Below are 20,698 nucleotides of genomic sequence, written 5' to 3'. Positions count from 1 at the left end.
TCCTTTTAATCATGTTAATGAGGTAACACTTTCTCTATAAATTGTTTTTTTTCATTCTTTGTAAGAGAACTTTTCCTAGCAATAAATGTTAAATAGTTTGGTATTCTATTATCAGAATAGTCTTCAATCTGAATTCTTTCTGCTAACCGTTTTCTAAAAAGTCTATAAAAAAAAAGCATTGGGATTTCCATTGCTAAAGAAAAACATTCCGAAAATATCAATCCATTTGGAACATTTGGGACATAACCATAATACTCTTTAATTAGTAACTCATATTCATGTCGACGAAGAGTATAAAACATTGTTTTTTTGTCTAAAAGAGAGTCATTATATTTGGCATTTCTTAAAATATTTATTGAAAGATCGTTATTTAAAACTAAAAGACCAATATCTTTAGAAATTACCTTGAATATCTTATCTATTTGATCTTTTGAAGAAATAAGTGACACAAGTGGAAACATTTTTTGATAATCAATAACTTGCGTTGTTGCTTTAGAAATTTTATCAATATCACTTTTTATTTCAATACTATTAGAAGTTCTTTTACTCCCAAAGGTAGCTATATCAGCTATTGAATTACCAGTTCTCAACTCAGAAATGACACTAAAATTACTACTTTTCTCTTTATCCTCTAATATTTGAGAATAAAACACGGTTTTATATATATATTCATTTCTATAGTCATTTGCTAATAATATAAAAGCATTTTTATATAAAAGTTCATAATCTGAATTCGCTAAAACTTCATTAATAAATGAAAACGTAGGTTTTAACTCATTTAAAAATAATTCATCTGAACCATTAATAATTTTCCTTGCGAAAGTCGTAGTAAATATCCTAGACAATTGTGCAACATGTTTCATATCAATTCCTATTATAGCTATTATTGGGCATTTCGTCTAACAAATTATAAACGAATTTCCTATAAAAAACAGAAAAATTATAATAAAATATAGATTTCTTTAAATAGTCTAATCAACTTCATTGAGAAATGCCCCTTACCCCCTTTTTTGACATCAATTACTTAAGTAGCTCATGATTATAATCCTCCCAAAAACTGGCATAAAAAGTGACGTAAATTCACCTAATCTTCCATGATTCAATTCACTCCAAAACAAGCCACAATACGTTTAATTATCTTGTAAGTTCTTATCTGACAATGATATAATACGTTCAGATAGTATGTGATGATTCTTGGCAGGCCGGGGAGAGAAATCTCATAACCCGGAGGTCCCAGGTTCGAGTCCTGGCCCTGCTAAATTACAGCGCTTCTGAAAAGAAGCGCTGTTTTTATTAAATCCTGGGACTCGAACCGGAGTTCCGGCGCGACCAGGCGGGAGCGCAAACCGGCATGGATGCCGGTTTAGGAACGCAGGCGGATTGGAAAGAGCCGGCACGATGCCGGCGACTGGAAGCCGAGTCCTGGCCCTGCGTCACGCACATTCACCGTATCTTCTGTTTATTCGGATTTGAATTTATAAATGACTGTCCTCCAGACAAAAATATATTCCGGGAAAATAAACTGTCATGATTATTCAATCATACGTATCATACATTTCATACTTTTTCTCCGGTGGAATATAGCCCTGGCAGGTAACAGTATCTCAGAACTGAAAAAATAAAAATGTCATATCATCATGCTGGGGTGTATTAGTGCGGAATATATCAAGCGCCTCCGGAAGCACCTGCGACAGTTTTTCGCCTGATTTTATGCACTGTCTTGAAAAATCAACAATCCTGGTTTCCCCGAATTCTTCTCCTTCCTGATTCTCCTGTTCTGGTATTCCGTCTGAATAAACAAGCAGGGCGTCTTCAGGCTGAATTCCGAAAGCATAAATGACCGGATCAATATCCTGCTCAATTCCGAGCGGAAGATTGCCCTTTGTTTTTGTTAGAGGGTGGTCGGCGCTTTTCCGGATAATAACGGAATGGGCGTGCCCCATATCGGCAATGGACAGTCTGCTCTTTTCACTGTCATATATAAAAAAGAAACCCGTTACATATTTTTCGAGATGAAATGTTGATATGATTGCGGTATTGAGCGCTGACAAAAGGCTTTTCAGGCCCCTGTTTATATCATACGCCCTCAGGAATCCCCAGACCATTGAAACGACCAATGAGGCTGCAACACCTTTTCCCGATACATCGCAGAGGGCCCCGAAAAAACGGTTTTCCCCGATATTTTTTATATAATAAAAATCCCCTCCAACACCTTTTGCCGGACGGGACCAGGCGTCGGCCCGTATATTGAGAATGCTGATATTGTCAGTATTTTCCAGCAGACGTTCCTGAAGTACTCTGGCTGTTTCAATATCGCGGTTTGTTATTCCCGCCATAAAACCCGACAGTTCATGTTCAGAAAGAATTCCCGAAAAGGTTCCCCCATGTCCTGTAAGAATGATGTAGATAGACTCATCGTTATCACACGCTTTTTTGTATGACGCGAGCATTTCCGCGGCGGCAAATATATTTGTGTTTCCCTGTATGACCAGCCCCTGCCCGGCGATTTCCGATACATTGCATTTTTTCAGGAGGTCTCTTCCGAAAGGTTTTCCCAATAGCTGAAACAGATTTTCCCTTCTGACTATTCCGACAGGCCGCTGTTTTTCATCTACAATGCACAGGACCTTTATTTCTTCCTGAAGTGCGAGGGCATCTGCAATTTCCAGCATATTCTGACCGGAATAGGCATATTCAAAATTTTCTGCAAGCTTTTGTATCGAGTTCGGATAGCTTTTTATTATCCGCTGTTTCCTGATGCTGGTTTTTTCGGTGGTTGTTTTCATAACTGAAATATATATGCTGACTGTTAATTTTCTATTAGTAAATTATTGCGTTTTATCTTTTTAACGGAAAATTAACTTCGCCGGTATCATTCCGCGTTTTATTTAACCAGTTTTTCATTATCGCCTCATTAAATCCTAACAATCATCTTTTATAACTTCCTTCAGATACCAAGAAAAGGAGGTTCAGAAAATGAACAAACGAATTGCAGGCATGGTGCTGTTTACCGTATTAACCGGTTGTTTTCTGCTGAGCGCAGAACCGGTTATAAAACTAAATTCCCGCATAAAGGCAACACTATTCACGGTTGACTTTGAAGATGACGGAAACAATTTAGGAGTCCGGCTTCCCGGAGATGATTTATTTGATATTGAGATCGCGGGTGAAAATGCCGGAGCGAGGCTGGTGATTAATACGACCTTCGGCGAGGCCGTTCCCTTCTCGATATATGATTATTACGGCTGGCTGTCTTTCGGTGATGTATTCAGGGTTCAGTTCGGTGAATGGGACCACAGGTATGCCGACCGCGTAAAGAATGAAGAAAGCTCCTGGATGCTCTGGGAAATATTCAAACTTGGCGCTATTGATTTGCAGAATCCGCTCAAGCTCAAGGCTGAAGCTGACAACATGACCCCATGGAAAGCAACGGAACTCGCGGGCGATTTCACTTTAGGTGATGTTCTTATCGGTATCAGTACCGGGACCAATGATACGAAGCAGGCATACAATGTACTCCATTCCTTTGGCGCGAGGGCAGGTTTTAAAGCCGGGGACGCGGTAAAAATGAATGCGACTTATGTGCAGCTCGGAGAACAGACCGCCTCTCTCGGCGCTTATATCAGTCCCATACTGCCGGGAGGAATGACAGCCGTTTTCGGTTATTCCGCTTTTTACGACTATGAAGACTTCAGTAAAAAAAGCCTTCACGCAATCGAAGCCCGTTTCCGCGCTCCCTTGTTTGAAAATGCGCTTCTCCTGACAACTCACAATAATTGTACTTTCAGCAATGGAGAATTCGCCTTGTATAATATGGTCAATATTTCCTGGAACGCGAACGAATCGTTCATTCCCGTATTATGGGCCGCGAACATATATTCCAGTACGCAGGAAACGGACGTGCTCTATATCCGCCCTGGAATTACCATAGTCGCGATGAAAAAATGTACCATTGATGCGGGCATCCAGTTCACCATTACAATGAATAAGGACACGTCCGCAACCGTTATGGAAGTGCCTGTTGTCTTCCGCGTGCAGCTCTGACAAATATACGGCACATAAAGAACCGGACATATCCGTCGGGATCTCTGGATCACGGATTTGTCCGGTTTTGTATTGTCTGAAGCACTTAATTATTTATTGATAAATACTTTATTACCGACAGTTTTCCGTACGTTACCTTTTCTGATTAACCGTTTTTTTGTTTTTTAACCGAATTCTAATACTTTACTCATCATTTCCTAACAATGGAAAACTATACTGCAATTGTCTTAATGGACTGGAGAAGGACAAAAAAAACTCTCCAGAATGTACAGGAACTTATAAGGAGTAATGTATGAAAAGAAAATGCTGGTTTCCGCAATTCTGTTTGGGGTGTTCGGTTTGACATTTCTTTTTGCAGGGGGCGGCAAGGAAAGTCCGCAGGGCGCTTCAGGAAAGACCTCTTATACTATCGAGGTGTCCGGTTCAACTTCCGTAACGCCTCTCATGGAAATGCTGGCCGCCGAATATTCAAAGGTCAAACCGGAAATTACTATCAACATTAATGGTACCGGATCTTCTGACGGGATTACGGCCGCAAGCCAGAAAGCCACTGAACTCGGAATGTCCAGCAGGACACTGAAACCCGAGGAAAAAGGATATGGTTTGACGGAACTCATTATTGCGATCGACGGAATTGCCGTAATTGTAAATCCGGCAAATCCGGTGCAAAACCTTTCAATCGAGCAGATTAGGGATATATATGCCGGGAATATTACCGACTGGCGTCAGGTTGGAGGAAAGGCGGGAAAAATTGCTGTCGTATCACGGGAACCCGGTTCAGGTACCAGAGGCGCGTTTGAGGAAATAATTGCCTTCAAGGATGCGCTTGTTCTCGGAGCTACCGAGTTCGATGGAACCGGAGCGGTCAAAGCCGAAGTATCAAAGAACGCCGATGCCATCGGATACATATCCCTTGGTTCCATGGATAACTCAGTCAAAACAGTTTCCGTGGAAGGCGTGCCGGCAAGTACTGATAATGTAATCAACGGGACTTACAGTATAGCCAGGCCTTTTATCATTCTGTATCTGCCCTCAAATATCCGCGCCGAGACAAAACAGTTTCTTGACTGGGTAATGTCTTCGGACGGACAGGCTATCGCCGGGACAAGCTGGATTGCCGTAAACTAAAAAACGGATAGCGTGCGGAAAAATGCGGTTCACTGCAGGACCGCATTTTTCCGGCGCCAATGAAACGGAGGAAAGGGTGCTTTTTAATCGCTATAAAACAGACATTATGTTCAGATATCTGCTTATAGGAGTATCAGGAATATCGATCATTGCCCTGGGCGCCATTTTGCTGTTTGTCTTTTTTCAGGGAACGGAACCCTTTATCACATCCACCGCTCCCGGAATACGGATTGTAACAGAACAGATTGATGAAATCGAAGTAAATGGAGTGGGCTACAGGGACCATTCAACATTTATCGAAATCCCCCGGAATACCCCGGAACTTGCCATCACTTTTGCCGGGAACGGAGAGCCCGGAGTTTTGAATGTGTCTATTGATACGGGAAAAAAAGATATCACCCACTCTCTCTTATTCGAAAAAACCGGGGCCGGAGAAGTCAGCAATCCTGAGGCCTATGTATATACAGTAACTTATCCCGGCAGAATGGCCGGTCTGGAGCAGAAAATACACATTATCCTGCCGGAACCGCCCTACGGAATATTCCGGTTTTTAACGGGACTTGACTGGCGGCCCACCTATAATAAAGTATATGGCATTCTGCCGATGATTCTCGGGACGGTCCTGACCAGCCTTGGCGCGATACTGCTTGGCGTACCTATCGCGCTTTTATGCTCTCTGTTTCTTGCGGAATTCGTTCCTGAAAAACCTGCGGCCCTTTTGCGGAGCGGTATTGAACTTCTTGCCGGCATCCCTTCGGTTGTTTACGGGTTTTTCGGACTTATGGTAGTTGTTCCTGCTGTTAAAAAAATATTCCATGTCCCTTCGGGAAACAGTATGCTGTCGGCCGTAATTATCCTCGCTATTATGATCCTTCCTACTATAACGTCCATTGCTGAAACATCAATGCGTGCAGTCCCCGGGGCAAACAGGGAGGCCTCGCTTTCACTCGGAGCAAGCAAGATGCAGACTGCCTGGCATGTCGTTCTTCCTCATGCCCGCTCCGGCGTCATTACCGGAATTATTCTTGGCATCTCCCGCGCGGTCGGAGAGACTATGGCCGTTATACTGGTTGCCGGAAATTCCGCTCAGATAATCAGAGGCCCGCTGGATAGTGTGCGCACACTTACCGCTACAATCGCACTGGAAATGGGTTACGCCCAGGGCCGGCATAATCAAATGCTGTTTTCGGTTGGCGTTGTCCTCTTTATTCTTATCCTGCTTTTGAACAGCGCCATCTTATGGATGCGCAGAAGATTTTCCGAGGAGGCTGTTTAATGGAACTCGCAATGACTGCGGCACCAGTACAGAACAATAGCGTTATAAAAAAACAAACGCCTATGAAGGGGCGAAAAGACAGAAAGTTGAAGGATAGTTTGCTTTACGGATTAATGGCGGGTGCGGTTGTACTTGTCCTCACCATACTTGGATTCATTCTTGTATATATTATCAGCCAGGCAGCCGGTTATCTCAATTTCAAATTCCTTTTCGGATCCGCCCAGAGCGGCGGAATCCTTCCGATGGCCGTCACAACTCTTTATGTTGTAATTACCTCTCTCGTGATTGCGCTCCCCATCGGGGTTATGACCGCTATTTTCCTGAATGAATACGCAGGCGATTCCAGCCCTGTCCGGCTTCTCAGGCTGGCTATTGAAACTCTGGCGGGTATCCCGTCGATCCTGTATGGATTATTCGGTTTGCTGGTGTTCTGCCGTGTCCTTGGCTTCGGTCAGTCAATCATAGCAGGGGCGTGTACGCTGAGTATTATGATTCTTCCGGTAATCATACGGACTACCGAGGAATCCCTGAAAACAATACCTGTTTCCTTCAGGGAAGGTTCTCTCTCCCTCGGCGCAACAAAATTTCAGACAATCCGTCATGTAGTTCTTCCCTCAGCCATGCCTGGGATCGTAACTTCCGCAATTCTCGCCATAGGCCGGGTTGTAGGCGAATCGGCCCCTGTCCTGCTTACTGTGGGAATCGCGAAAAATATTCCCAAATCAATCTTTGAGTCCGGCAGAACCCTTACTATCCACTTGTATTACCTGACAAAAGAAGCAATCAATCCCGATGATTTCGGCCATGCCTTTGCAACTGCCGCGGTACTCATCATTATGGTCATCATAATAAACTCGGCGACAAGAATTATTTCGTCCCGTTTTGGAAAAAAACAGGGAGGCGGCGCATGAATACCATCCCGGAAAAACTGACTGTCCGCGAACTTGATTTATTTTACGGTGATTTTCAGGCCCTGAAAAAAATCAACTTTTCACTTGCGGGAAAGGAAGTATCCGCCCTGATCGGACCTTCAGGCTGCGGTAAATCCACCTTTATCAGGGTCCTTAACAGAATGAATGATCTGATTCCATCCTGCCGGATTGCCGGGAATATTTTTCTGGACGGCGAGGATATTTATGGCGGTATTGATGTGACGGAACTCCGGAGCAGAGTCGGCATGGTATTCCAGAAACCGAACCCCTTCGCAATGAGCATTTTTGATAACATTGCCTATGGACCCCGGATGCAGGGAATAAAGGATAAACGGAAGCTTGCCGGCCTTGTTGAACAGTCGCTCGTAAAAGCGGCACTCTGGAACGAGGTCAAGGACAGACTGAAAAAATCAGCCCTGAGCCTTTCCGGCGGCCAGCAGCAGAGGCTCTGTATTGCCCGGTCTATTGCCATGGCGCCGGAAATAATTCTTATGGACGAGCCGACCAGCGCGCTTGATCCGATCGCGACCGGAAAAATTGAAGAACTTATCGGCGAACTGAAACAGGATTACAGTATTATCATTGTAACTCACGCCATGCATCAGGCCGCGAGAGTGAGCGATAAAACAGCCTTTTTCCTGCTGGGAGAAATAATTGAGTGGGGCGATACAAAAGAAGTATTTACCAATCCGAAAGACAGACGTACTGAAGATTACATTTCGGGAAGGTTCGGTTAAGATGCCGCAGTTTAGAATGATTGTTTTTTGCGCTGTCCCCGGGAATTCGGGACGGCTCAGGACAACTGATTATTTCAAATGCGCTGGAGGGAAACAATAATGAATACACGAGCCGGGTTTAATGAAAAGCTGGAAAGTCTCCGGCATGATATACTCCGTATGGGTACAACAGTTGAAGAAAATCTCGAAAAGGCCATGACAGCCCTGAGAAATAATGATACAGATCTTGCGGAGACCGTAAAGGCGGAGGATAAAAAAATAGATGCCATGAAGCTCTGCATTGAAGATAAAACCGCCGGTTTGATTGCGACCCAGTCACCGGTCGCCCGGGACCTCCGGGAAATGGTAGCCATTTTTAAGATTACCGCAAATCTGGAGAGGGCCGGCGATTACACGGCGCATCTGGCCAAAGCGGCAATAAAGCTCGGGGGGAATCCGGCATTCCGTTTGCCTGACCAGCTGGAATGTATGGCCGGAACAGGACAGGAAATGATCCGCGCCGCGGTGCTTGCCTATCTCAGCCAGGATGCCGAAGCCGCCAGGAAAGCGGCTGCAATGGATGATATAATAGACCGGGAACATAAGGCGCTGGTTGAAGAACTTCTGCGTTTTATGAAAAAAAATCCCGGACTCGTTAAAATGGCGGTCAGGATTCTTAACATATCCGGATTTCTGGAACGCTTCGGAGACCATGTTACCAACATTTGCGAAAATATAATATATATGGTAGAAAGTAAACATGAGGAACTCAACTGACTAGGAGTGCATATGGCAAAGCAGTCTATCCTTATAGTAGAAGATGATCCCGATATCCGCGAGCTATTGACCTTTTCTCTTTCCAGGGAAGGCTGGGAACTCCTTATGGCGGAAAATGGGGAAGCCGGACTGAAACTGCTCGGAGAACATTTGGCAGATTGTGTTTTGCTTGATATAATGCTCCCCGGGATAGACGGTCTGGAGGTTCTGAGACGGATCAAGCACCAGCCTGACTGGAGCAAAATCCCGGTCATCATGGCCTCCGCAAAGGGCGAAGAATCCGATGTAGTCACCGGACTGGAACTGGGCGCCGACGATTATATTGTAAAACCCTACAGTCCGAAAATTCTGGCTGCCAGGATCAAAACAGTCATGCGGCGCAGGCAGGAATCCGGGGCTGCGCAGGAGGAACGGAATGTATGGCAGCAGGGAAGCCTGAAAATCGATACACTCCGGCATGAAGCTTACAACGGCGAGCACTTGCTTGATCTATCCGCAACCGAGTTCGCCATTCTTCATGTGTTTCTGTCCCATCCGGAGGAAGTATTCACCCGGAACAAAATTATTTCAGCGATCAGGGGAGACGATTATCCGGTAACGGACCGATCGGTTGATGTGCAGATTCTTGCCCTTCGCAGAAAACTGGGAACGGCGGGAGATATGATTGAAACAGTCCGCGGCGTAGGATACAGGTTTAAAATTCAATGAAAACTATATTCAGAAAAAGTCTGCAAATTCTGACAGTTATTGTCCTGGGCATTTCCCTTTCTTTTATTATAGCTGTGCTGGGTTTTATGAATTCCCTGTACTATGAGACAAATACCGGCAATCTTGAATATATGGCAAGAACAATGCTGGCTTTAATCGGCCAGGAAAAGCTGGGAGAATATTTTTCAGGTCAATCCGGTTCCGCACAATCCGGAATTCCGGTACTTCAGGAAGTCCTGCAAGGTTCTTCCTATCGGGTAACGCTTATTGATTCAAATGGAACTGTTCTCGCGGACACTCACGGCGACGGACTCGAATTTGAAAGTCACCGGTACCGGCCGGAAGTCGAAGCCGCGCTTCAGGGCGAAGAGTCAGTCAGCCGCCGGAATTCACGAAGTCTCGGGTTTGAATTGATATATGTTGCGCTTCCGGTAAAAAACGATATAACCCGGGAGATTTCGGGAGTATTCAGGATATCCCTTCTTATCCCTTCCTTCTGGAAACGGATAGCTTCCGTGGTCTTTCCTTTTATGCTTGTCGCGCTTGCCGTTATCGCTGCGGCTGTAGCGGCCGTGTACGGATTTTCCCGTTCTCTTTCACAGCCGGCTACCCATCTCGTCCAGATCGCTTCTTCCGCGGCTGAACAGGAAACCAGAGATGCGGACAGCATGCCGCCTCCGGTAGTTTCCGATATCAGCGAATTTGTAAGGCTTGATGCCACCCTCCGCACCATGGCTTCCGAGCTGACCGCACGGATTGAGAACGCCGAATCTGAAGGCATGCGCCTTGAAGCCATTCTCAATGGCATGACGGAAGCGGTTTTTGCCATGGACAATAGACTCCGCCTCCATCTGATTAACCCGGCGGCAAGGAGATTGTTCGGCATATCTGAGATACGGGATTATCCGGACCAGGCTTTCCTCTCCCTGCTTGAGGCGACCCATTCAATGGATCTGGAAGAGACTGCGGTACAGGTGCTTTCCGGCGGGACTTCGGGCGAATCTGAACTGGTTATTCACCGGAACGGAGGCAGGGAATATTTCCAGGTTTTTGCGGCTCCTCTGCTGAGGACCGGTCCGCAGGGAAATTATATTGACGGCGTCGTTATGGTTCTCTCCGATGTTACAAGGCTCCGCAAACTCGAAACAATACGGAGAGATTTTGTGGCAAATGTTTCCCACGAACTCAGAACCCCCATTCAGCTGGTAAAAGGATTTTCGGAAAATCTCGCGGAATCCGGAGCCGTCAGCGGAGAGCAGGGTCTTCACTTTCTTGAAATAATCCGGCGGAACGCCCAGCGGATGGAAAATCTGACTGATGATCTCCTGCTCCTTATGAATCTGGAAGCCTCTGATACAGCAAGGCCCGTTCCTGATGAAACAGACATTAAGGGAATTTTATCCGAAGCTGTTTCATCAGTACAGTACGCGGCAGGAAAAAAACATATTTCAATTTCACTTGAATGTGAGGACGGCTTGTCCGCGCGGGTTAATGACTCGTTCATTATCCAGGCTGTAATAAATCTTCTGGATAACGCGGTAAAATATTCTCCCGAAGGTTCGCCGGTGTGCGTAAAAGCCTTTATCCGGGAAAAAAATCTGGTAATTGAAGTCGCTGACAAGGGGATCGGAATACCTCCGGAACAGCAGGAGCGGATATTTGAACGGTTTTACCGCGTAGACCGGGCTCGCACCAGGGAAGCCGGAGGTACCGGCCTCGGGCTCGCCATTGTCCGCCATATAGCGCTTCTCCATAATGGGACAGTGGAAGTTGAAAGCCGCGCAGGCAAGGGCTCCGTTTTCAGATTGCGGATTCCTCTTGAAGAATAACCTGCATGCTTTCTTTCTAGCGGCCCTGTTTTTTCGGATATCTGTCTGAAGTTCCTCCGAATATCCTGTCGTACATGACGGCCAAATCTGCGCTTGTATCAATGGCTATGCCGCGTTCTTCATCCCCGAGAAGGATGATAGTGTCGCCGGGATTCAGATTGAAAATTTCCCGGGCTTCCTTCGGAATAACAATCTGGCCCTTTTCGCCCATTTTTACCATCCACGCATGTTTCCGTCCCCGCGCTGTTTTTCTGTTCGCCATATTTTGCTCCTTTCAACCGGAATAACTAATCATACAAAACATACTGGTCATACTTGATATATAAATCATACAAATCATACTATAATTAAGGCAAGCGTTTTTTTATAACAGCATTACTGGCAGACATGTACGAAAAAAAAGAAATTTTTTCCCAGTCAATCCACCCTATGGCAATATGATAGCAAAAAGTATTCCGTAAAACTTCAGTTCCAGGGCGGTTTCCCGTCAGTTTTAGTTATATACGCTTTTTCCTTGTATCCTGCCCGGTTTCTTTGTATATTTAAGGGCAATGAAACTATACCGGCTTATTACTTGCTTGACCGTTTGTTTTCTGTTTTTGCAATTTTTCCCTGTGTATTCTCAGACAGCTGATCAAGAACCTTACATGCAGAATGCCGGCCGCCCTCAGGTCGCCATTGTTCTGGCAAGCGGAAGCGCCTGGGGGCTTGCCCATATCGGAGCGATCAGGGTTATCGAGGAGCTGGGGATTCCTGTCGACATGGTAGTGGGGACCAGTATAGGCTCTATTGTAGGAGGAATGTATGCAAGCGGTTACTCGGTGGATGAAATACAGCACGTTTTTGAAACAACAAACTGGCAGAGCCTTTTCTGGGAAGAAAAAAGACCGGAAAATGAAAGTTATACCATAATAGAGCAAAAGGCAAAGTACGCGCTGTCCGTTAATTTTGACAGGTACGGACTTTCATTCGGAAAAGGTTTTCTTCCTGGGGACAATATCCTTCGCATGCTGGATACCTACTTTTTGCGCTGCCCGTCACCGGTACATTTCGATGAACTTCCCCGGAGGTTCAGGGCTGTGGCGACTGATTCACTGACCGGCGAACGCGTTGTTTTATCACAGGGTCATCTTTCCGATAGTATCCGGGCAAGTATGAGCATTCCCGGTGTTTTTTCGCCCTGGTATATTGACGGCAGGTATCTTGTGGACGGCGTCATGTCCGACAAGCTGCCGATCAATGTAGCGAAAGAAGCGGGAGCTGATATTATAATAGCCATTGATCTTGTTGATTCCGAAGGATACCGGTTTGAAAATAATGACATAACAGGCGGTTCCGATCTTATATTAACGAGGCAGGTCCAGAATCAGGAAAAGGTCCTCGCGCAGATTCATAATGCGGACATATATATCCCGATTGACATAAAGGGGTTTACGATAACCGACTTTGACAAAGTCGTCGAGTTGAGCGAGGTAGGCAGACTCACTGCGCTGAAGTATGAAAAAGAACTGCAGAAAATTCTGGTCCGCACCGGTGAAGAGAATCCGGCGAATATTGAGGCTGAGGACACTCGGCAGGTTTTCAGTCTGTTCTTAACGGAAGACACCACGCTCGAAATTGTCGGGGCGGTAAATAATGACAGGGAACATATAGAGAATAAATTTTATTCACTCGTCGGAACGGTCTCGGATGTTGAAGCAATCAATTCCCTGTATAACACAATATCCCGTACCCGGAGGTATCAGACTGTCAGAATGAGAAGGCATGCTGATCCGGATAAAAATACACTGGTTATAATCCTGGAACGGAAAAATACGGAACGGAATACCCTGCGCGTCAATTTTCTGTATTATCTGTCCCTGTCCTCCAGAGGTGTGGTGGGCCTTGATGTAATTCCGGCCGTTTTCCTGAACGGGCTTACAACAAAAGGTTCGCAGCTGGTGATTGACGCAAAACTGCTGGATATGCCGGGAATAGATATATCTTTCACACAGCCCCTGGGAAATCTGTTTGCGCTGCGGGCTTTTTTTTCATATCAGCAGGATTCCATAGTCGAGTTCTCGTTTGACCATCTGGGCTATCAGTATAATACAAATGTACTCAGTACCGGCGCGGACCTTTCACTGTATCCGGTCGGAGGTGTATTATTGAGAGCGGGCTGGAAATTTGATTTAACGAATACTCATGATTTTCCGGATTCCGGTTTTTTCACCGCTGAAAAGAACGCGCTTCATACGGCCTATGCGATGTATCACATAAGGCGGTTTGATACTCCTATTTTCGCAAGTCGGGGATTTATGTTTAATATCGACTATGAAGTTTCACTGAAACAGCATACGGCTTCAGAATTTTTTCAAACGATAAAAGGCGAGGGGCAGGGTATTATACCTTTCGGCGCCCCCTTTTCAATGTCTCTGCGCTGGAAGGCCGGCACTGATTTGAATATCAATAATATAAGCAACAGGGCTCCTTTTTATTATTTGCCTTCAATAACTTCCAGGTGGATGTTTCCCGCTCCGCTCAAAACTGATGAAGAAAGAGGGAGCCTTGCTCTGGGGGCGGTATCGAATTCAGATACCGTTTCAGATGGAGGGACGCCGGGTTCAGACTTCCCGACTTTTTGCTGTTCCATGCAGCTGTCGCCGCAGTCGCACAGGATACGGCGAATATAGTATGGCGGGATATTATTCACTGGAACGCGTCCGCAGGCTTCGGCATGAGAATAGGAGATGCGCTGGGAATTGCTATCCGCGGCGGGGTCCATCAGGGGACCGATAAAAAAATTCTTCCCTATTTTGCTATAGATCTGGGCGCAATAGGCTTGTAACAAATTCGTGATCTGTTCAGGGAATAGTCCGGCAAACGGGACTTGTTTTTTGCCTTTCCTGACAGTTATTCCGCTTTTCCTGTTTCCCCGTCAAGACAGCGTACAATATCGTCTTCCAGCTTGTCCGGTGTATACGCCGGGGAATAGCGTGCGGATACCCGGCCGCTGCGGTCAATCAGGAATTTTCCGAAATTCCACTTGATATCCTGGGGCGCGGCCTTTCTTCTGAAAAAACTGATCTTTTTTTCAAATGATTTTGATTTGGCGTCGCCGGTGTCTTCAGGGGCCTGTTCCTTCAGCCATGAAAAAAGTGGGCTGGCGTTTTTTCCATTGACGTCAATTTTCGCAAAGCGGGGAAGGTCGTGCCGTAATTCAAGGTACAGAAATTATTTATTTCCTCATCGGTCCCTGGGGCCTGTTTTAAAAACTGGTTGGAAGGAAAATCCAGTATTTCTAACCCCCTGTCGTGATACTTTTTGTACAAAGCTTCGAGCGCTTCATACTGCGGGGTCAGTCCGCATTTTGTCGCTGTATTAACAATTAACAGCACTTTTCCTTTGTACTCGCTCAGGGAAACATCCGCGCCCCCTTTATCCTTAACAGTAAAATCATATACAGTCATAATTACCCCATGCTTACCGGATTAAATGCGTTTTTCTGCTTACAAGATACTGCTTTACATCCTCTTTTGTAAAGAAAAGTTTATGAGTTTTTTCTGCTTTTTATAAAAAAATGAATTTCCTGGACGCGATGAAAATGCCTGCCGGAGTTTTTATTCGTGACGAGGGTTTAATACTCCTCATTCTGCAACAGGGTATTTTATTTCCCGAAAATACCTTTACAATTCTGCACATTCTTTTTGTTTTATGGTATATTTGTGGTATAGTACTACTTAATGAAAGGTTTACCGATGGGAATGTTTTCCAATTTCAGATACCGAAAGATTTCACAGACTGTTACGGTAAATGATTTACTGAAGGAAATCTTCCGCAAATCAATTCATTTCTGTGCGGCTATTGTGCCGTTTTTCGCGGCATGGAATTACAACTGGACGATATTTTCACTGTCGCTTGTTATCTGCCTGTATATTTTCTGTGAAAGTCTCCGGCTGCGCGGAATCTCCATTCCGTTTATTTCCCGTATAACCGCCTTTGCCGCCCGGTCTCGGGACCAGGGCCGCTTTGTTCTTGGCCCTGTAACCCTGGCTTTAGGAGTACTTTTTGCGCTGATACTATATCCGCCTGAGATAGCAAAAGTAGGTATTTATACACTTGCCTTCGGCGACGGCATCGCAAGCCTTGCCGGACGTCTGCTGGGAAAAACAAAAATTCCTTTTACCAGGGGAAAAACTGTTGAAGGAAGTATTGCCTGCTTTACGGCCGTATATATTTCATCGTTTCTTGTGCTTTATAATCCCTTCTACTCATTATTGATTGCGTTTCTTGCAATGCTAATCGAAATGCTTCCGCTTAAAGACTATGATAATCTGGTTATTCCCCTTGTTATCTGTTCCTTTGTATGTTTATTGCCATAAATAATAATGATGGATCCGCTTCAGATACAGCCATGACCCGAAAAACAGCATAATGGCCCCGGTGACGAGAAATAACCATGTGTCACAGAAGATGAGCTGAACATAACCCAGCAGCATCAAAAGAATACCTGCGGCCGCTCCTGTATATTCCGCTATTCCCCGCTGCTTTCCCAGGACAATATATGATAAGACTGTCAGAATTCCTGTTATCGCGAAAAAATAATTGACTATTGAATTATATCCCTGCGCAACCAGAAAATTTGAGCCTATTATTTCCGTATTCATGGGAAATGCGTAAGCAAGGCTGACAGATACAAATGCAAGCAGAAAAATCAGGGAGCCGACCATCTGTACAGCCTGTTCCGTATTGAAAATAACGCTGGCCAAAAGCGTGAGCAGTACAAAGAACCGGCTGAACAGTACAATTCTAGAAACAGTTACCGATAAGAATGTGGAATTTATCCATAAATGGAACAGGGGGATAAAAAGCCTGAATGTTTCAAGAGATACGGCAAAAACAGCGGCGGCAAAGAACGTAATTTCAACAGTCTGGGTTTTTTCAAACGTGAAATGTATATATGAGAGCAGGAGGACCGAATAAAGAGGCAGAATACCAATGGCTATTATCGCCGCATACGGACTCTGCAATGTTGTTGTAAAGGAATCAAGTAATTTAAAAGGCCTGTTCAACGGTATTTCAGTAATAACTTCGTGCCGCAATAACAGTTGTATTATGCTGAGTACGGCAACAACGAGAAATGCCAGGGAAAAGAAACGGAACAGACGTATAAAACGGTTTCTTGCTGCTATGGTCATAGTAATAGAATATTATCACATAAATGATAAATGACCAATCTGTGGGGCAGTTTTCCATGAAAAAAACACCCCACAGAATAGTTCTCAGTATCAGTCGGAAAACTCGGATAATCTGCCGGATACGCTCAGTAAGAATGGGTATACCAGCAGAAGATTTGAAAGAACTCCGTAAAAAAGAGTTATAATGGCCACAGCCAGGTTGGGTCCCAGAACTTCATAATCGTTCAGAAAACTGAAAATACCTATAAGGCCTGTTACAAACCCTACTGCGGAAAAAAGCCACAAAACCTTGCTGAACCCCCTGAAAAATGCCTGTGAAAATACCAGGTCCTTCTTTTCGGGATTTTTTGCAAAGGCAGTTTTATATGCCCGGCCTATCCCCCGGAATCCGAATGAACCGGCCATATACAGCAGCGGCAATACCGGCACTATCAGAAATGACGGTATATCAAAAAGCAGTGAAAGTTTGGTAAAACTCAGGATGGATACTGCTATACAGGAAACAATAGCAATACAAATGGGAATCAGTATTTTTTTTACCATAAAAAAGACTCCTGTAAAAAGATCAGACAGAAGTTTGTATGCAGCTGGCTGACATACCGCAATTTGAAAAGTAACACTCTGCAAACTGCGCCTGATAAAAAGCATATAATGCTTTTTATCATCCTTCTGAAAGCTGGTTTTTTACCCAAGCCGGCGTTGGGTCCATATTATTAAGACGGATTGTTCCGCGGAATTTACACCCCATGGCAGTATAAATCCGCCGCCGTCATTTCATAGCACCTGTGCTATAGCATGAAGAACCGCCGCAGCTTTTTCTCCTATATCGGGAGGAATTATTCCGCTCAGTTCACCGGCCAGCGGCCTTAAATACATGAATCCTGTTCCGCTGAATAAAACAAGTACAGCGCAGCAGGCGGCCGAGACGGCAAGCAGCACCGGAAATTCCGGGACCCGGAACCGTCTTGCTTTTTTGCAGGGCTTTTTTGCGTGAGTCATGGCCCGTTCAATATCTTCCGGCCGGGGTTCCCTTTTTTCTGACGCATCAACTTCCAGCGCGAATGTTTTTTTTATCAGATTATCTATGTCTGCCATAATCTTCTCCCAGAGAAACAGCTATACTGTTTCGTATGGTATAAATCTTCCACCGGACTGTACCGGGGGGAAGTTTCAGAATTGTACCGATTTCTTTTGCATTCATATTTTCATAGAATTTCAGGTATGCGATGCGCCGGTCTGTTTCCGGCAGTGTATCAATAGTTTTTTTGCATTTTTCAAGCAGGTCCTTTGCAACGGCCTCCGATACCTGTGTGTCCGGGACAGATGGTTCCAGTGAGGGAAAATTTCCATCACTTTCTCCGATCAGAACAGGAGAAATTCGCTTAGCCCGCCGGGCCGCGTCCGAAAACCGGTTTGCCGCAATTCTGTAAACCCAGGGGGAAAGAGGTTTTGAGGGGTCATAGCGGGCAAGGGAAAGAAAGACCGCGATGAGCGTGTCGGCAACAGCATCTTCGTATTCGGAATAAGGCAGGCCCCTGTAGGATCCGGCGAAAAAAAGCAACCGTTTATAATAATATTCCCAGAGGCTCAAAAAGGCTTTTTGTGCGCGTTCGCCGCCCGAGAGAACTCCCTCCCGGAGCGATAAACTATCCAGTTCATCCATATATACTTATAATACGCTGAAAATACGCCTGGTGTTGGAAAAAAGATTGTCAGGCGTCCGGTACCCACCGCTTGTTCTGTAAATTCAGCAGATATTCTGTTTTCAGCAAATCATTGAGGCCCTTGTGCATCTGCCCGGATATTTTTCCCATTTCAGACGCATTATGATTATCCGGCGGCAGGCTGGTAATAATATTCTCCATAAGCATTTTTGACGCGACAAAACGTTTGCTTTTTTCAACGGCAAAAAAGAACGGTTTTGGTATAAGGCCGATAATTTCCCAGGTAATCTGTTCCATTTGGGCGTATAGTCCCGCATCTTTATCCTGGTCAGTAATTCGCAGCGGTAATTCGTAAGGAATAAAATCCAGATGTTCTATAAGTTTTTTCAGGTCAAAAAGACCTATCCCGCAGTTAAAAAGTATATGTTTGCCCTCTGTTTCAAATTCGTGTACTTTTTCAATTGTAATGGCCGGCCCTATGTCAGCGCAGGTAATTTTTCCCTGCCTGTCGCTTACCAGTATTCCTCCCTTAACATCCATTGGAGTCCTGTATGAAGCCTCAAATGCCGCATCAGTGCCGGAAAGCGCAAAAACAGCCAGTGAAACGGGATCTACAGTAAAGCCTAAGTTATCCACATTTCCGAGCCATACATACCGGATCCCCTGTTCATACATGTTCCGGTAAATTCCGGCAAGAATTTCAAAATTCTGACCGTGTCCGCCCGGCAGGGGCAATCCGCAGTCCGGTTTGCCGTAAGCCGTATCAAAAATTCTCCGGGGTTTCCCGAAAGATGAATGGGTAATTGCCGCCATCATTGACTGTGAAGCTGTACTCATTTCTATTGGAGGGCAGCCGAGTTCAGCGGCAATTTCCGTAAGCTCCTGAAATGTTTCATATTCAAGCAAAGCCTGATTAACTGCTGTGTCCGTTAGAACACTGGTCATTTGAAACGCCGGTAAAATAACCTGGGGAAGCCTTCCTGTCAGATCAAAAAACTCTTTTTTATGCCTTAGAAGCATCCGGAGCTTCAGCAGCAAAAAACTGTATCCCGGACTTCCGTCCGGGTTGATAAATCCCGAAGTTATCCCCTTTGGTCTGTCTTTTGTATTTTCGGCCAGTGAAAAAAACTTGTCTTGATACTCTTCAAAGAGCGCCGGATCAAACAGTTTATTTCGTTTTACATCGGTGTATGTTGATGCAGACCCTCCGTTGAGTATCCCGTAAGCAGCTTTCGGATATAAATAGACGCCGATTTTTTAAGCGCAGCTTCGTCAAAGGTTATATTGCCATTAAGGATAATCCCCAGAGAATCGGGATTCAGAGGAATTTCGAGAAAATCAAAACGGCTCCGCGCCTCATTATAGGGCATGGTCCAGACAGCGGGTTTGCAGCGGTCGAAAATAGCCGGATTTGTAATTTCCGGGACTGAATACGGAACAAATTCCGGCAAATTATCAAATTTTCCGTCATTTAAATCATTGATAAAACGGATCAGCCTGTCCAGATCTACACCTTCCGACGTGAGTTGAGCAATTAATTGTTGATGCAGATCAGTCCTCTTCAAAACCCGGTATCTCCTAGTCTTTATCTTAATGCTTTTGCTGAATAAGTCAATAATGAAGTTTCATAAAAGTGTATACTCCGTATGCAGGAAATGTCAAAATAACCCCGCTTCCGCAAAACTGAAGTAGTTGCCTTTCGGGGTCAGAATAAGATGATCCAGCAGGGTAATGCCGATGAGTTCGCCTGCTGCCTTGAGCATCTTGGTAATGTTTTTATCTTCATCTGACGGATGTATTTGTCCGGAGGGATGATTATGGCAAATAATGATTGCCGCGGCCCTGTCCGCTATAGGGTCCGCATATACTTCCCTCGGATGGACAATTGTTTTATTCAGTATTCCTATACTCACAACCCGTATCGCGAGAACTTCATGGGCGCCGTTCAGAGACATACATATAAAATGTTCCTGCTTTCTGTCTTCAAAATGACGAACCAGCGGATATACATCGGTTGCCATATGGATTTTCCGACGCTGGGTTCCAAAATATCTTCTGCCCAGCTCCAGCGCCGCAAGTATTGTACTTGTTTTTGAATCGCCCATTCCCTCTATACCATTCAGACGTTCCGTAATTATTTCTGAAGAACCCGTATCAAGGGCTTTTATTACATTCGCCGATAACTCCATCACAGGAAAATTAGCGGTTCCGGTCCGGAGAATGAGGGCAATGAGTTCTTTATCGGTGAGAAATTCCACTCCCCGTTTTTTTATCCTTTCTCTTATATCCGGTTTTCTGTGTACAGACATAACCTCTCCTGCCTTATTTTTCTTCATAAATTTCATGTTTTGGCCGGAAATTCCGATGAGAAAAATATGAAAAGTATACTTTTTTTTATCTGCGCACTGATATTGTTTGTGTCCGGCTGCCGTACCCTGCCGCCTGAA

Annotated in this window: 21 protein-coding genes; 10 read left to right on the top strand and 11 right to left on the bottom strand. The window is 45.0% G+C overall.

Annotated features, from left to right (window positions below):
* Positions 1-14: 14 nt before the first annotated feature.
* Together K7I13_RS05270 and K7I13_RS05265 are read right to left on the bottom strand one after the other, a co-directional pair.
* Positions 15-863, bottom strand: a complete 849-nt coding sequence (locus K7I13_RS05270) for a sce7726 family protein (protein ID WP_255948560.1) — start codon at positions 861-863, stop codon at positions 15-17.
* Between the two features lie 741 nt (positions 864-1,604).
* Positions 1,605-2,786, bottom strand: coding sequence for a SpoIIE family protein phosphatase (locus tag K7I13_RS05265; protein ID WP_255948559.1), 1,182 nt, complete (start codon positions 2,784-2,786; stop codon positions 1,605-1,607).
* Positions 2,787-2,976: 190 nt separating this feature from the next.
* Between K7I13_RS05265 and K7I13_RS05260 the strand changes: the two genes are divergently transcribed.
* The 8 genes from K7I13_RS05260 to K7I13_RS05225 all read left to right on the top strand — a co-directional run bounded on the left by K7I13_RS05260 (position 2,977) and on the right by K7I13_RS05225 (position 11,410).
* Positions 2,977-4,044, top strand: coding sequence for a hypothetical protein (locus K7I13_RS05260; RefSeq protein ID WP_255948558.1), 1,068 nt, complete (start codon positions 2,977-2,979; stop codon positions 4,042-4,044).
* Positions 4,045-4,332: 288 nt separating this feature from the next.
* Positions 4,333-5,172, top strand: a complete 840-nt coding sequence (locus tag K7I13_RS05255) for a phosphate ABC transporter substrate-binding protein (protein WP_255948557.1) — start codon at positions 4,333-4,335, stop codon at positions 5,170-5,172.
* A 76-nt stretch (positions 5,173-5,248) separates the two neighbouring features.
* Positions 5,249-6,448, top strand: a complete 1,200-nt coding sequence (gene pstC / locus K7I13_RS05250) for a phosphate ABC transporter permease subunit PstC (RefSeq protein WP_255948555.1) — start codon at positions 5,249-5,251, stop codon at positions 6,446-6,448.
* Entirely contained in the window at positions 6,448-7,359 is a 912-nt protein-coding gene (gene pstA, locus K7I13_RS05245; protein ID WP_255948553.1) for a phosphate ABC transporter permease PstA, read from the top strand. Before pstC ends, pstA begins: the two co-directional genes overlap by 1 nt.
* Positions 7,356-8,117: a phosphate ABC transporter ATP-binding protein PstB gene (gene pstB, locus K7I13_RS05240; RefSeq protein ID WP_255948551.1), complete on the top strand. Its 762-nt coding sequence runs from the start codon at positions 7,356-7,358 to the stop codon at positions 8,115-8,117. The genes pstA and pstB overlap by 4 nt, the downstream gene beginning before the upstream one ends.
* Positions 8,118-8,216: 99 nt before the next feature.
* The gene (gene phoU / locus K7I13_RS05235) at positions 8,217-8,873 is read left to right on the top strand and encodes a phosphate signaling complex protein PhoU (RefSeq protein WP_255948549.1); all 657 of its coding nucleotides are present in this window, start codon (positions 8,217-8,219) and stop codon (positions 8,871-8,873) included.
* A gap of 12 nt (positions 8,874-8,885) precedes the next feature.
* The gene (locus K7I13_RS05230) at positions 8,886-9,581 is read left to right on the top strand and encodes a response regulator transcription factor (RefSeq protein WP_255948547.1); all 696 of its coding nucleotides are present in this window, start codon (positions 8,886-8,888) and stop codon (positions 9,579-9,581) included.
* Positions 9,578-11,410, top strand: a complete 1,833-nt coding sequence (locus K7I13_RS05225; protein WP_255948545.1) for a sensor histidine kinase — start codon at positions 9,578-9,580, stop codon at positions 11,408-11,410. Before K7I13_RS05230 ends, K7I13_RS05225 begins: the two co-directional genes overlap by 4 nt.
* A 16-nt stretch (positions 11,411-11,426) precedes the next feature.
* Here the strand turns inward: K7I13_RS05225 and K7I13_RS05220 are convergent, their stop codons facing one another.
* Entirely contained in the window at positions 11,427-11,672 is a 246-nt protein-coding gene (locus K7I13_RS05220) for an AbrB/MazE/SpoVT family DNA-binding domain-containing protein (protein WP_255948543.1), read from the bottom strand.
* 385 nt (positions 11,673-12,057) lie between these two features.
* On the opposite strand from K7I13_RS05220, the gene K7I13_RS05215 reads away from it, so the two are divergent.
* Positions 12,058-14,082: a patatin-like phospholipase family protein gene (locus tag K7I13_RS05215; RefSeq protein ID WP_255948541.1), complete on the top strand. Its 2,025-nt coding sequence runs from the start codon at positions 12,058-12,060 to the stop codon at positions 14,080-14,082.
* 450 nt (positions 14,083-14,532) lie between these two features.
* On the opposite strand, the gene K7I13_RS15865 is transcribed toward K7I13_RS05215, so the two are convergent.
* A complete protein-coding gene (locus tag K7I13_RS15865; protein WP_439647466.1) occupies positions 14,533-14,859 on the bottom strand; it encodes a glutathione peroxidase in 327 nt (108 codons plus the stop codon).
* Positions 14,860-15,132: 273 nt separating this feature from the next.
* Between K7I13_RS15865 and K7I13_RS05205 the strand changes: the two genes are divergently transcribed.
* On the top strand, positions 15,133-15,771 hold the full coding sequence (locus tag K7I13_RS05205) for a diacylglycerol/polyprenol kinase family protein (RefSeq protein ID WP_255948539.1): 639 nt from the start codon (positions 15,133-15,135) through the stop codon (positions 15,769-15,771).
* Here K7I13_RS05205 and K7I13_RS05200 read toward each other — a convergent pair.
* The 7 genes from K7I13_RS05200 to radC form a co-directional block, all read right to left on the bottom strand.
* Positions 15,760-16,587, bottom strand: coding sequence for a hypothetical protein (locus K7I13_RS05200; protein WP_255948537.1), 828 nt, complete (start codon positions 16,585-16,587; stop codon positions 15,760-15,762). The genes K7I13_RS05205 and K7I13_RS05200 overlap by 12 nt on opposite strands.
* A 90-nt stretch (positions 16,588-16,677) precedes the next feature.
* The gene (locus K7I13_RS05195; protein WP_255948535.1) at positions 16,678-17,130 is read right to left on the bottom strand and encodes a hypothetical protein; all 453 of its coding nucleotides are present in this window, start codon (positions 17,128-17,130) and stop codon (positions 16,678-16,680) included.
* A 231-nt stretch (positions 17,131-17,361) separates the two neighbouring features.
* Entirely contained in the window at positions 17,362-17,682 is a 321-nt protein-coding gene (locus K7I13_RS05190) for a hypothetical protein (RefSeq protein ID WP_255948533.1), read from the bottom strand.
* Complete coding sequence (locus K7I13_RS05185) at positions 17,666-18,250, bottom strand: RNA polymerase sigma factor (RefSeq protein WP_255948532.1); 585 nt, start codon at positions 18,248-18,250, stop codon at positions 17,666-17,668. The genes K7I13_RS05190 and K7I13_RS05185 overlap by 17 nt, the downstream gene beginning before the upstream one ends.
* Before the next feature lie 49 nt (positions 18,251-18,299).
* Entirely contained in the window at positions 18,300-19,196 is an 897-nt protein-coding gene (locus K7I13_RS05180) for a UTP--glucose-1-phosphate uridylyltransferase (protein WP_369413703.1), read from the bottom strand.
* Positions 19,197-19,429: 233 nt separating this feature from the next.
* A complete protein-coding gene (locus tag K7I13_RS05175; protein WP_255948530.1) occupies positions 19,430-19,816 on the bottom strand; it encodes a hypothetical protein in 387 nt (128 codons plus the stop codon).
* A gap of 93 nt (positions 19,817-19,909) precedes the next feature.
* Positions 19,910-20,560 (bottom strand): RadC family protein, encoded by a 651-nt coding sequence (gene radC / locus K7I13_RS05170; RefSeq protein ID WP_255948529.1) that lies wholly within the window; start codon positions 20,558-20,560, stop codon positions 19,910-19,912.
* Positions 20,561-20,698: the final 138 nt, after the last annotated feature.

The organism is Brucepastera parasyntrophica, from assembly GCF_022376835.1.
Lineage (GTDB): Bacteria > Spirochaetota > Spirochaetia > Treponematales > Treponemataceae > Brucepastera > Brucepastera parasyntrophica.
This window is presented reverse-complemented; position numbering and strand designations above follow the sequence as displayed.